This is a genomic window from Rhodococcus sp. BE178 (assembly GCF_050433545.1).
Classification (GTDB): domain Bacteria; phylum Actinomycetota; class Actinomycetes; order Mycobacteriales; family Mycobacteriaceae; genus Prescottella.
Window position 1 is genome coordinate 259,317 of sequence record NZ_JBNPXA010000004.1, and the last position, 12,634, is coordinate 271,950.

General features: G+C 68.8%; 10 protein-coding genes and 1 pseudogene. 3 read left to right on the forward strand and 8 right to left on the reverse strand.

Annotated elements, in window-relative coordinates; genetic code table 11:
• Window positions 1–6: 6 nt before the first annotated feature.
• The 7 genes from J2X34_RS10490 to J2X34_RS10520 all read right to left on the reverse strand — a co-directional run bounded on the left by J2X34_RS10490 (window position 7) and on the right by J2X34_RS10520 (window position 7,452).
• Window positions 7–957, reverse strand: a complete 951-nt coding sequence (locus J2X34_RS10490) for a DUF808 domain-containing protein (RefSeq protein ID WP_429517026.1) — start codon at window positions 955–957, stop codon at window positions 7–9.
• Between the two features lie 260 nt (window positions 958–1,217).
• A complete protein-coding gene (locus J2X34_RS10495; protein ID WP_429517028.1) occupies window positions 1,218–2,141 on the reverse strand; it encodes a ketopantoate reductase family protein in 924 nt (307 codons plus the stop codon).
• A gap of 207 nt (window positions 2,142–2,348) precedes the next feature.
• Entirely contained in the window at window positions 2,349–3,236 is an 888-nt protein-coding gene (locus tag J2X34_RS10500) for an STM4011 family radical SAM protein (protein ID WP_429517030.1), read from the reverse strand.
• A gap of 2 nt (window positions 3,237–3,238) precedes the next feature.
• Entirely contained in the window at window positions 3,239–4,603 is a 1,365-nt protein-coding gene (locus J2X34_RS10505) for an STM4012 family radical SAM protein (RefSeq protein WP_429517032.1), read from the reverse strand.
• On the reverse strand, window positions 4,600–5,424 hold the full coding sequence (locus tag J2X34_RS10510) for an STM4013/SEN3800 family hydrolase (RefSeq protein ID WP_258558055.1): 825 nt from the start codon (window positions 5,422–5,424) through the stop codon (window positions 4,600–4,602). Before J2X34_RS10510 ends, J2X34_RS10505 begins: the two co-directional genes overlap by 4 nt.
• Complete coding sequence (locus J2X34_RS10515; RefSeq protein ID WP_429517034.1) at window positions 5,408–6,502, reverse strand: STM4014 family protein; 1,095 nt, start codon at window positions 6,500–6,502, stop codon at window positions 5,408–5,410. The genes J2X34_RS10510 and J2X34_RS10515 overlap by 17 nt, the downstream gene beginning before the upstream one ends.
• Window positions 6,499–7,452, reverse strand: a complete 954-nt coding sequence (locus tag J2X34_RS10520; RefSeq protein WP_429517036.1) for an STM4015 family protein — start codon at window positions 7,450–7,452, stop codon at window positions 6,499–6,501. The genes J2X34_RS10515 and J2X34_RS10520 overlap by 4 nt, the downstream gene beginning before the upstream one ends.
• 126 nt (window positions 7,453–7,578) lie before the next feature.
• On the opposite strand from J2X34_RS10520, the gene J2X34_RS10525 reads away from it, so the two are divergent.
• Entirely contained in the window at window positions 7,579–9,114 is a 1,536-nt protein-coding gene (locus J2X34_RS10525) for a bifunctional 3'-5' exonuclease/DNA polymerase (protein WP_429517038.1), read from the forward strand.
• Window positions 9,115–9,176: 62 nt separating this feature from the next.
• Here the strand turns inward: J2X34_RS10525 and asnB are convergent, their stop codons facing one another.
• On the reverse strand, window positions 9,177–11,006 hold the full coding sequence (asnB, locus tag J2X34_RS10530; RefSeq protein ID WP_429517040.1) for an asparagine synthase (glutamine-hydrolyzing): 1,830 nt from the start codon (window positions 11,004–11,006) through the stop codon (window positions 9,177–9,179).
• Between the two features lie 134 nt (window positions 11,007–11,140).
• Here asnB and J2X34_RS10535 point away from each other — a divergent pair, with 134 nt between their 5' ends.
• Window positions 11,141–12,268 carry an NDMA-dependent alcohol dehydrogenase gene (locus J2X34_RS10535; RefSeq protein WP_429517042.1) on the forward strand — a complete coding sequence of 376 codons (1,128 nt, stop codon included), beginning with the start codon at window positions 11,141–11,143 and terminating at the stop codon, window positions 12,266–12,268.
• Window positions 12,262–12,494 (forward strand): annotated as a pseudogene (locus J2X34_RS10540) (serine hydrolase); the annotation flags it as partial. The gene J2X34_RS10535 and the pseudogene J2X34_RS10540, both read left to right, overlap by 7 nt.
• Window positions 12,495–12,634: the final 140 nt, after the last annotated feature.

Sequence of the window (12,634 nt, forward strand, 5' to 3'; positions counted from 1 at the left end):
ATTCCGTCAGTGCGCCGCGCTCTTCTTCCGCTTCGGAATCAGGTGCTCGATCAGGACGACGAGCGCGCCGACGACGAGTCCGACGAGGGCGGACGCCACAGTGCCCGCGGTCCAGGACAGGACGCCGCCGAAGCCGCCGTGCACGAGGTCGCCGAACCAGTGTTCGAGGTCATGGAGGCGATCGGCCGGCCAGTGGAATCCGGCCTCGCCGACGTTGACGATCAGGATGTGGCCGCCGACCCAGAGCATCGCGGCGATTCCGACGACGGTGAGCACCGCCATCACCTTCGGCATCGCGGCCACGAGGCCTCGGCCGATCCGCTGGCTGACGGACGACGTGCGCCCCGCAAGCGCGAGGCCCACGTCGTCCATCTTCACGATCAGGGCGACGACGCCGTACACCAGGATGGTGATGAGGATCGCGACGACGATGAGCACCATCAGCCGGGTGAAGAACGGTTCGTCCTCGACCGAGGACAGGGAGATCACCATGATCTCGGCGGACAGGATCAGGTCGGTGCGGATCGCACTGCTCACCATCGCCTTCTCGCGTTCGGGTCCGCCCTGCGCCTCCGCCTCGCCCTCGTCCTCGTGATGACCACCGGTGAGCGCCTCGTAGACCTTCTCGGCGCCCTCGTAGCAGAGGAACAGGCCACCGGCTATCAGTAGATAGGGCAGGGCCTGTGGCAGGAACTGACTCAGGATCATCGCCACCGGCAGGATGATCAGGAGCTTGTTGCGGATCGACCCGATCGCGATCTTGCGGATGATCGGCAGCTCCCGCTGCGGCGAGAACCCGTGCACGTAGCGAGGCGTGACCGCGGTGTCGTCGACGACCACCCCGGCCGCCTTGATGCTGGCCTTGCCGGCCGCGGCGCCGATGTCGTCGATGGACGCCGCGGCCGCTTTCGCGATCGCTGCGACGTCGTCCAACAGGGCCACAAGACCACCAGCCACGGGAACCTCCCAGTTCGAATGTGCAGAGCCGGTCGAACAACGCGTGGTCGCGGGCCGACAGAGAACGGTACCGAACCGGTGATCACGGGCGCGCGCGAGACCGATCCTGAGGCGCCATGCAGCCCGCTCCGGCCGGCCGCCGTTCCGGCGTGCTGGACCCGAGTGAGGGCACCGGACCCTGGATCCCTTCCTGGGTGCCGGGCGGCTCCGGCGGTCGGCAGACCGGGTAGACACCGCGGCAAGCGATCCGGAGCATGGAGTCACGACAATTCTCGGGTGAGCAGGTCGAGATCGGGCGTCGCGCGACCCGAGCTGTGAACGGCCGTCAGCAAGCCGCCGACCAGCAGCCGCATCTCGTCGGAGGCGGCGCGGGTGTGCGCTGCGAACCAGAGCTCGCCACGCGGGCCGGCGAACACTCGCCGCCAGTACGAAACCACGAACACGTTCGGCATTCGGTAGAGCGCAGACAGATTGGCTGGGATCTCGGTGTTCCCGCCTGCGCGTAGCGCCGCGAATCCTTGCCGCGTGGCCCGCACCATCAGCCGCAAGACCGGCCGATCGGCGGCGAGTCGCGCCGGGTCGGTGCCGACTCTGAAGAGTGCGAACGCGATAGGCACAACGAACGCGGCGTGCGCGAGGAGCCAGCCCGCTATGTCGGTACTGGTCGCGGTGGAGAAGCCCGCACGGTTCAGTTCGGCACGGATCTGTCGGATTCGCGGTGTGATGGTGCCGTTGGCCTCGCCGAGCATCGTCTTCTGCCGGCCGATCATGACGTACTCGACGACCGGGCCGGTACGCGTCCCGCCGACCGCGGGGAAACCGAAGAACACTCGATCACCAAGTGCAGCGATGATTTCCGACTCGCGGCCCGCAGTGTTGCCGAAGAACAGCACGTCGGTCCCGTCGGCCATGGCGGCCAGCACCGGCAGCGTGTCCACGAGCTGCTCGGCGCGAACCGCCACCAGCACGAGGTCGTAGCGCTCGCCCTCCGGCGTACCTGTGTAGCGGACGTCGAGCGCGACTCGGTTGCCGTCGGCACCGCGGTCGTCCAGGATCAGACCGTTGCTCCGCAGCTCGCCCAGGCGTTGCCCACGGGCCAGCAGCGATACGTCGTGACCTGCCTGCTGCAACTTGCCGGCGTACACGCTGCCGATGACACCTGCCCCGAACACCAGGACGCGCATCCGATCACCCCTCACACCGATGCCGCGGCACATCAGCGCCGCAGCGCCGCCATGCGACGAACGTCTCGACCAGTGTGGTCCTTCCTCGAGCTCGCATACCCGTATCCCGCCCTACTTATGCACGCATCGCGGCACGCCGGATCTCCGGCGGCCGAATGTCCCGTGAGCACGTTGTCGGCGAGCGCCATGGCCCTGCTGCAGCTATGCTCACCGGCGCCCATCTGCGGGGGTGCCGAGCGAGGCGAGCGGCAGCCATACCGCCTCGGACGGGATCCGCTCCAGCACACCGCCGGCGAAGACGTCGTACAGCGGAAGCTGCTCGGCATGGACGTACCCGATGTGGCAGTCGCACACGTCCAGCGGACAGGGCCGCGGTCGCAGCGCCTGCTCGAAGGAGCCGTCGTAGAGGTTGCCCAGTTCCTCGGGGACGAAATGGCAGCGCCGGACGGTGCCGTCACCGTCGACGGACACCACCGTGTCCCCGGTACGGCACGCGCGCCCCCGCGTCGGATGCGGATGCCGGCTGAACGCGAAGAGCGGGTCGATCCCGATCCAGTCGGCCGCGTCGGCGTCGGTGTACTCGTGCCCCTCGGCGGCGTTGACCCACAGGTACACCGAATCGGGCAGCTCGGTGCGCAGCCGACGGGCGGCCTCCAGATGTTCCGGTAGTCCGACGACACCCACGCTGAACCGCACGCCGAGCGCGGTCAGTTCGGTGGCCTTGGTGAGGAACCGGTCGTGGGGTGTCTGGCCGGGGTGGTACGTGCACCACAACGCGACCGCGTCGCGGTCGGCGTCGGCGAGCCAGCCGGTGCGGCAGCTGAGGTTGGTCTGGATCGCCACCCGGCGAACCTGCGGCAGCCGGGACAGGTCCACCAGGGCCCGCCGGTACCAGGACCGGACCAGGCCCTCACCCCACGGCGTGAACAGGATCGACAGCTCCCGGTCCTGGTCGCCAACCCACGTGCAGAAGCGTTCCAGGGCGGCCCGGTCGGCGCGCAACTGCTCGGGGGTGTCCCGGCGTTTGGCGAACGGGCAGTACGGGCAGTCGTAGTCGCAGGACGCCAGCGGGCCGCGGTACAGGATGGTCAGCACCGTCAGCGGCCTTCGTACTCGGCCATCGCGTCCCGCACCTGGGGGGAGAACAGTTCCGGACCGAGGGCGTCGGAGTACGCCAGGCCCAGCTCGGTCAGCCGCAGTCGGCCACCGTCGGAGAGCAGCCATCCGCGTTCGGTCCACCGGTCCAGCTCTACGCCGAAATGCTCGCGCGGGTCGGCCCCGAATCGGGAACGGTAGTCCGCCAACGGCATTCCCGTGGCCTGCAGGACGGACTGCAGCAGGTGCCGGCGTCGGGCCTCGTCCTCGGTCATCGTGTGGCCCACCACGGCGCGGCGGAAATCCGAGGTGGTGCCCGCCACGTAGTCGTCGATGATGGCACGCACCTCGTGCGCGCCCACCGCGTAGTCGAAGGAGTAGTGCAGCTCCCGGGTGTACGACCTTGCGCCACAACCGAGTCCGATCATGCCGTCGGTCTGGCAGGCGTAGTCGTTCGGACCGAGATCGGGCGCGTCGGCGCGGCGGAACATGCGCATCGACTCCTGGATGTAGCCCGACGCGAGCAGGTGGTCGCGGCCGCGGCGGTAAAGGTCCAGGCGGTGCGCGTCCCATTCCGGATCGGGACCGGCGCCGCGGCGGGCCAGACCCGTCAGCGGCCGCACGTACAGCGGGTACAGGTACAACTCCTCGGGACGCCAGGCCAGCGCGGCGTCGAGGGAGGCGGCCCAGGATTCCGGTGTCTGGCCGTCGATCCCGTAGATCAGATCGATGTTGAGGACCTCGATCGCGGCGTCGCGGATCCGCTGCAGGGCGGCCTCGACGTCCGCGCGTCGCTGCGGTCGGACCGCCGCCCGAGCCTCGGTGTCGTCGAAGCTCTGCACGCCGAGGCTGAGCCGGGTGACGCCGCGCTCGGCCAGTACCGCGAGCCGGTCGGCGGTGGCCGTCGCCGGGGACGCCTCCACCGACAGGGGGACGGCTCGCAGGTCGGCGCCCAGGCCTTCGGCGATGTCGCACAGGCGGTTCAGTTCCGCCGCGGTCAGGTAGGTGGGGGTACCGCCGCCGAACGCCGCGGTCGCGAACCGGGCCGACGGTGCCAGGGCCTCGCGGACCGCCTCGGCCTGCCGCTCGAGGGCGTCGAGGTATCGGGTGGTCAGCTCGCCCGGCGCGCCGACGCGGGTGAAGAGGTTGCAGAATCCGCAGCGCACCTCGCAGAACGGCACATGCAGATACAGCGACAGTGCGTCCTGCGGTTCGCCCGCCCACAGGTCGGTCAGGGCAGGACGCGGGTGCAGCGGCCGGTATGCGGTCTTGTGCGGGTACGCGTACACATAGTTCTGGTACGGCGGAACGTATCCCATCGGCGCCACACCAGGCGACATCGGCAGGGGCAGGTCGATCGCGGTCATCGTGGTCCCTCGAGGAAGAAGTGGGCGTAGGGCACCGTCCACACCGCGGGATGGCCCAGCCGGTGCCCGGTGTAGCCGTCCTCGCCGTACGTGGTGCCGTGGTCGGAGCACACGATCGCGAAACACCGACGCCTGCTCGACATTGCCGCGAACAGCCGCCCGATGTGCCGATCCACGTACTCCAGCGCCGCCGCGTGGGTCTCGCGACTGTCGCCGTGATCGGCGGTGGCCCCCTCGGCGTGGAACCAGTTCGGTTGGTGCAGTGCGGAAACGTTGACGAACAGGAACAGGCGGCGCTCGGCGGGAAGCCGGTTCACCACCCGTGCCGCGACGTCCACCTGCGCCTCGAACGACGTCGGCGACGTCACCCCGAGTTCGGGTGACCAGTGCGCCTCGTCGAACATGTCGGGCAGCACCGAGCCCAACGCACCCCGACGGTTGAAGAAACCGACACCGCCGATGCACACCGTGTGGTAGCCGACGGCGGCAAGGCCCGCAACGAGATTCGGCTCCGCGAACACGAACGTGCCGTCCGCGGTCGACTCGCTGCCACCGAACTCGGCCGCGAACAGTCGCGGGTGCGGCCCCTGCCCGACCGGTGTCGGGAGGAACCCGGCGAACATCGCCTGGTGCGAGGCGTAGGTGAAGCTACCGGGGGCATGGCGTTCCTCCCACCGGCCACCGGGCAGGTGCCGCGCGAGGTTCGGGATCCGACCGGCCGCCGCGAGTTCGCAGGCCACGTCGTAGCGCAGGGTGTCGAGCGTGATCAGCAGGATGTCGTCGGAGCCGACGACGGTGTTCATGTCAGGCAGCTGCAGCATCGGCCCATCCTTCGATCGCCGCCAGTTGCGCTGCGTAGGTGTCGAGCCCGTCGGCGCGGCCCGGAAGGCCGGTCAGGCCCGGGAGCAGGTCGCCGAACGCGTTCACCTCACCCACCGCGGCACCGCGCCAGTTCGCGGCGGGCAGCAGATCCACCCCGACACACAGGGTGCGCGGGAAGCAGGCGGCGGCCCGTTCCGCGACGGCGAGCGCGCTGTCCCAGCCGTATCCCGCGGCGTCGAAACCCGCCCGCGCGGTCTCCAGGTCGCCACGTTGCCCGCCCAGGTGCAGGTTGGTCATCGGGTGGGCGCTGGTGCGGAGCACCGCGTGGGTGGCCCGGCCGGCGACCACCACCACCCGCAGATCGGCGGCGCGACCCTGCCGCGACGGCTTCGGCAACCACGCCTCGATGTGCAGGCGTTCACCGGCCAGAGCGTCGATCAGGGCGCCGACCTCGGCTTCGCCCGTGAGTCGGCGCACGCGCAGCGAGTTGTGGACCCCATCCGCCGCGCTCTCCACGCTGCTGCGCGCCTGCACCCGGCCACCCGGTGCCGTCTCGACGGCCACCACCCCGGCCGCGGACGATCCGTGCGCGGGTTTGACGAAGAACCGCCACAGCCCGGCAGCGGCGGCCAACTCGCGCACCTCCGGCCAGCTCCGCGGCACCGGAGCGTCGGCGCCCGACGTGGGCGAGATCGGCACCGGCACTCCGTTACTCGCAAGGACAGCGTGACACCGACGCTTGTCGAACAGCAGGGCCAGGTCGTCCGGATCGGTCAGCCGGCGCCCGCCGCGCAGCGTGCCGACCGCGGCGAGCAGCGACGCGTACCAGCGCGGGCCGTCGGCGATCCGGGTCGGATCGCCGGCCCCGCGCAGCATCGCGTCCACCTCGGGGTTCTCTCCGGGCGAGTCGAGCCGCACCCACTCGTCGGCGTCGAACCGGGCCCCGCCGCCGGTGAGTACCTCCCGCCAGGACACCACCCGCGGGGTGGGCAGGCCGGAGCGGGCCGCGGCGTCCAGCAGCATCGTCACGCGACGGTTCTCCGGATTGCCCACGACCGCCAGTCGAGGACGGGTCATTCGCTGACCGCGACCGACCGGTAGATCGTTCCGTCGTACTCGTCTTCCTCGGCATCCTCACCGTCGAGGTTCAACTGCACTCCGGACGGTTCGAGTGCCGCCCGCAGACGCTCCCGCATGCCGGCGCTCAGGTAGTTGTGGTGCAGGTCCAGCGATTCGAGGTGGGTGAGCGACTGCCCGGCGACCAGCGCCTCGGCGCCCGTGTCCTGCAGGATGCCCTTGGACAGATCCAGGGCACCTAGCTGCGGAACGATCGGAGCGGTCGCGACGGCGGCGGCGATGTCGTTCTGATACTCGCTGTTCGACAGCGCGAGGCGCGTCAACCGGGGGAGCTTCTCGCCGGTGAGGATGGGCGCGAGGTCCTCGACGGTCGAGTCGGCGCCGTATTCCTCTGTGCCCAGCCACAACTCCAGGTCGGTCAGGGCCGGAAGATCCGACGCGGCCACGGCCCGGACCACGTCGGCGGGCAGGCCGCCCGTTTCGATCACCAGGCTGCGCAGGTTCTCGTGCCGGACCGGGGTCAGTTCCAGTTGGGTGCCGCCGCGGACCCCCAGGTGCTCCAGCCGAGGAAACGCCGTGAGCAGGGCGGTGACGTCCGACTGCACGATCCACGAGATCTCGCAGTCCTCGCCGGTCATGTCGCCGAGGAACAGGGACCGCAACGCGGGGAGTTCGTCGGCGGCCGCGACGAGAGCCGCCACGACGTCGGCCGAACTGACGTCGTACGGATCGGCCCAGCTACCGACGACGATCGCCTGCACGGTCGACGGATCCACCGCGGCACGGAACTTCTCGAATGCCTCCTGCCACTCGATCTCAGCGTCGTACGAGGCCACCGAGATTCGCCAGGCGACCGGGCCCTGTGTGGGCACGGTGGGGGCGGTGTCGGTGTCGATCGGGAACTCCTCGACGGGAAGGCCGTGAAACTCGTTCTGCAACTCGCTGATCACCGGGGGGCGCTCCTGATCTCGGGTCGGTTCGATGGGCATTATGCCCGACTTCGGTTGTTGGTCCGGCCGAGGTTAACCCGGCGGTCCGACACCATCGTGTCGGTGCCGTCCCGCACACTGGTCTGCGTGAGAACGGTGCTGGTACCCGACGGCGACGGTGCCACGCTGATCCGGACGGACGAGTCCGGCCGGGCACTGGGCCAGCCGCTGCGCCTGAACGACGTTGCTGCCGCGGTCCGCGAGATCGAGGCCGCCGAACACCCACGCTGGGTGTGGGAGGACACCGCGCGGGTGTACCCGCCGCTGCTGGCGGCGGGGGTGCGGGTGCAGCGGTGCCACGATCTGACGCTCACCGGCGCGCTGCTCGAGACGCGTGCCGGCCGGTACGTCCCTGTGGCCGAGACCCCGGTCGACGATCGACTGGGCCTGTTCGACGCCGTCCCGTGGACCGCACCGGATGTGATCGTCGAGCGGCACCGGCGCCAGGCCGAGGCGATCGAGGGTGATCCGCGGCTGCGACTGCTGGTGGCCGCCGAGTCCGCGGGCGGACTGACGGCGGCGGAGATGAGCTTCGACGGCCTGCCGTTCTCGGCGGCCGCGCACCGGGCCCTGCTCGAGGAGGCGCTCGGTCCGCGCGTACCGGAGGACATGCTGCCGGACCGCCTGCGCGCGGTCGCCGACGACGTGAGCGCGGCGTTCGGTCGCCGGGTCAATCCGGCGTCGCAGCCGGAGGTGGTCGCGGCCTTCGCGCGCGAGGGCATCGAACTGCACTCCACCCGCGCGTACCTACTGCGGGAGATCGACCACCCCGCCGTCGAACCGTTGTTGCGCTACCGCGACCTGGCCAAGCTGCACAGCACCAACGGGTGGACGTGGCTGGACGCCTGGGTGCGCGGCGACCGTTTCCGGCCCGTCTACGTGCCCGGCGGCGTGGTCTCGGGGCGGTGGGCCAGTCGCGGCGGCGGTGCGCTGCAGATCCCGAAGGCATTGCGCTCCAGCGTGATCGCGGATGCAGGGCAGACCTTCGTGATCGCCGACGCCGGTCAGCTCGAGCCGCGGATCCTGGCCGCGATGTCCGGCGATCCGCGCATGATGGCGGCGGCCGGCGCCGACGACCTGTACGCCCCCGTCGCGGCGGAGGCGTTCGGCGGCGACCGGGCGAAGGCGAAGGTTGCGATCCTCGGCGTCCTCTACGGCGCCACCGCCGGCGAGGCCCGCGCCCTTCTGGGGTTGCTGCGCAAGCGTTTTCCGGTGGCGGTGCAACTCGTCGAGGACGCCGCCCGCGCCGGTGAGCGCGGCGAGGTGGTCCATTCCTGGCTCGGACGCGCCTGTCCCCCGCCGGACGACTCGTGGTGGTCCGGCGGCGACCCCCACGCCCGCGGCCGGTTCACCCGCAACTTCGTCGTGCAGGCCACGGCGTCGGAGTGGGCGCTGTGCCTGCTGGCCGACCTGCGCCGCCGCCTGGCCGCCGATCCCGGCGACGGCGAACTCGTCTTCTTCCAGCACGACGAGGTGGTGGTGCACACCACACGCCCCGACGCTGCCACCGCGCATGTCCTCGCCGCGGCGAACTCGGCAACCCGTCTGCTGTTCGGCGCCACCGCCGTCCGCTTCCCGATGGATGTGGGGGTCAGGGAATGCTACGCGGAGCCCGCCGAATGATTCGTTGGCGCGCACCCGCCGTCCGCAGGCAGCCATCGTCGTGCCGAGGACCTCATTCATGCTCAATCCAGTTGCAGCTCCGGCCTGTACAGGTCCAGCCAGGTGTAGATGTCGACGGCGCGATCCAGGCCCGCCCGGGTGACGGGATCCATCCGCATCGGATCCTGCGCCGTCAGTTGTTGCATCCAGGTCCGGTCGATCAGGTCGAACAGCGGCGAATTGGTCTCAGCCAGGATCTCCTTCGCGAGCTGCTGCAGGTTCGTCGCGTATGCCGGATCCTGCGTCAAGGGGTACCCGCTCTTCACGCGATCGACGACAGATTGCGGGAGCACATGTTTCGTGGCGTGACGCAGCAGGCTCTTCTCGCGGCCGTCGAAGGTCTTCAGTGGCCACGGAGTGTTGTAGACGTATTCGATGAGGCGATGATCGCAGAACGGCACCCGAACCTCGAGGCCGGCCGCCATCGATAGGCGATCCTTGCGGTCGAGCAGGATCCGCACGAACCGGGTCAGGTGCAGGTAGCACACCTCGCGCATGCGGTATTCGGCCTGGGATTCGCTGGGCAGGTGTTCGACCTCCGCGCACGCCGCGGCGTATTGGTCGGCGATGTAGCTGTCGACATCCAGCTGTTCGCGCAGCTCTGGCCGCAGAGCGTTCCACGGCTTGTCGCCGGTGAAGGCCGCCCACGGGAAGGTGCCGGCGTTGACCGCTCTATCGGCAAAGAACCACGGGTAGCCGCCGAACACCTCGTCGGCCGATTCACCCGACAGCGCCACCGTCGACTGCTCGCGAATCGCCTTGAACAGCAGGTAAAGGGATAGATCCATATCGCCGAGTCCGGGCATGTCGCGTGCGGTGATGACCGCACGACGGACCGACAGATCCAGCATATCGGCCGAGTTGAGCGTCACGTTCTGATGCGCGGACTCCACCAACGCCGCGACCTCGTGCGCGTACGGCGCGTCGGGGGTGCCGCGCACCTCGTCGGGGACGAAGTTCTGTTCCTGATGGAGGAAGTCCACGGAGAAGGTGCGCAGCTGTTCTCCGTCGCGCGCCAGGCTCGCCGCGGCCAGGCCGGTGATGGCACTGGAATCCAGTCCACCCGAGAGCAACACGCAGCGAGGTACGTCGGAGATCAGCTGCCTGTCGACGATGTCGGTGAGCAGATCCCGGATCTGCTCGACGGACTTTTCCGTGCTGTCGGTGTGCTCGGCAGCCTCCAGGCGCCAGTATGTGCGCTCGTGCAGTCCATCGCGATCTACCCGGATCAGAGTACCGGGTGCCACCTCGTACATGCCCTTCCATACCGACGTGCCCGGCGCCTTGGTCATTGCCAGCAGCTCACGAACGCCGTCGGAATCGATGGCCTTGCGTGCCAACGGGTTCGCAAGAATTGCCTTCGGCTCCGACCCGAAGAGGACCCCGTCCGGTGTCGGATAGTAGTAGAACGGCTTGATGCCCATGCGGTCTCGGATCATCACCAGCTTCTCCTCGCGCTGGTCCCAGATCGCGAAGGCGTACATGCCGTTGAGGTGATCGACGATGCTCTCACCCCACTGCAGGTATGCGTGGAGCACCACCTCGGTGTCGCTGTCGGTGCGGAACGCATGACCCAGAGCCCGTAGCTGATCGCGCAGTTCCCGGTAGTTGTAGGCCTCCCCCGTGTACACCATTCCGACGTCTCCGGCGGGGGTGCTCACGCTCATCGGCTGCGCCCCGCCGGGTAGATCGATAACGGCGAGCCGCCGATGACCGAGCCCCGCGTGAGTGCGCACGAAAGTGCCGCGCCCGTCCGGCCCACGCAAGGCCATGGTGTCGGTCATTGCGTCGAGAACACCCCGCTGCCGGGTCAGGTCGGAGTCGAACGACACCCAGCCTGCGATTCCACACATGTAACGCCCCCCAAACTCGGTTACTTGCACAGCTATACATAGTTTTGTAAGAACGATCTAGAACGTGTTCCAATTCGAAGGATCTGTGGCTATCGTCACAGCGACCGCTAGTCACGTAAGGGGAGGGTGTTGCAATGAGGACCAAGGGTGCGTTGCTGTGGGGCATCAACGAGAAGTGGTCGATCGAGGAGATCGAGCTCGGTGACCCGGTCGCCGGCGAGGTGCAGATCCGCATGGAGGCTGCCGGCATGTGCCACTCCGACCTCCACATCGTCACCGGTGCGACGCCGATGGCGTCCTACCCGGCGATGGGCGGCCACGAGGGCGCGGGTGTGGTCACGAAGGTCGGCGAGGGAGTCAAGGATCTCGAGGTCGGCGACCACGTCGTGCTCTCGTTCATCCCGGCGTGTGGACGCTGCCCGTCGTGTTCCGAGGGCCATTCGAACGTGTGCGACCTCGGCATGGGGCTGCTCAGCGGCCAGGCCATCGCCGACGGCACCTACCGCATCCAGGCGCGCGGGGAGAACGTGATCCCGATGTGCCTGCTCGGCACGTTCTCGCCGTACATGACGGTGCACGAGTCCCAGGCGGTGAAGATCGAGAAGGACATCCCGTTCGAGCTCGCGGCCCTCGTCGGCTGTGGTGTCCCGACCGGATGGGGTTCGGCGACAAACATCGCGGAGGTCAAGCCCGGCGAGTCGGTCGCCATCATCGGTGTCGGCGGCGTCGGCATGAGCGCGCTGCAGGGTTCCGTCGCGTCGGGTGCACGCCACGTCTTCGCGATCGACCCGTCGCCCTTCAAGCGCGAGCAGGCCCTCAAGTTCGGCGCCACGCATGCCTTCGCCTCGATGGAAGAAGCGATCGCGCCGATCATGGAGATCACCTGGGGCCGCATGTGCCAGAAGACGATCATCACGGTCGGTGAGATGAAGGGCGAGTACGTCGACCCGGCCCTCACGCTCACCGCCAAGAACGGCCGCTGCGTCGTTACCGCGATGGGCCACATGGCCGACATGGACGTCAAGCTCAACGCGTTCCTGTTCGCGATGCTGCAGAAGGACCTGCGGGGAAACATCTACGGTGGCTGCAATGCCCGCGTGGACATCCCGAACCTGCTGAACATGTACCGGGCCGGTCGACTCAATCTCGCGGACATGGTGACCAACACCTACTCGCTCGAGCAGGTCAACGACGGCTACCAGGACATGCTCGACAACAAGAACATCCGCGGCGTCGTCCGCTTCACCGAGGCGGACTGGTAGATCGCCGGACGCGCTTCTCGCGTCATCGGATCGGGCAATGGCCAGTGCGCGACGCCTCGGCCGCCGTCGTCTACGACGGTGGCCGAGGCGTTGCGCATTTCGGTGACCAGGAGCGGGTGTATCCACTCGCGTCCGTGACGAAGCTGCTGTCCGCGTACGCCGCCCTCGTCCGGTGGAGGAAGGCGCGATCGAACTCGACCAGCCGGCGGGTCCGCCCGGTTCGACGGCGCTGAAGAGCGCTCCAAACCGGTAGACGTAACGGCAACGCGAGCTTGATCATTAGCATGGCGAACGCACTCAGGACACCCATGAAGGCTGACGCAGTCCAGTTGACGAGCAGGCTGCACTGCCGGCCACTGATCAGAA

Coding starts and splice junctions, on each gene's coding strand:
- J2X34_RS10510 (WP_258558055.1), bottom strand. CDS start 5,424: ATGCTGCAGCTGCCTGACATGAACACCGTCGTCGGCTCCGACGACATC.
- J2X34_RS10495 (WP_429517028.1), bottom strand. CDS start 2,141: ATGCGCGTCCTGGTGTTCGGGGCAGGTGTCATCGGCAGCGTGTACGCC.
- J2X34_RS10505 (WP_429517032.1), bottom strand. CDS start 4,603: ATGACCGCGATCGACCTGCCCCTGCCGATGTCGCCTGGTGTGGCGCCG.
- J2X34_RS10535 (WP_429517042.1), top strand. CDS start 11,141: ATGAGGACCAAGGGTGCGTTGCTGTGGGGCATCAACGAGAAGTGGTCG.
- asnB (WP_429517040.1), bottom strand. CDS start 11,006: ATGTGTGGAATCGCAGGCTGGGTGTCGTTCGACTCCGACCTGACCCGG.
- J2X34_RS10515 (WP_429517034.1), bottom strand. CDS start 6,502: ATGACCCGTCCTCGACTGGCGGTCGTGGGCAATCCGGAGAACCGTCGC.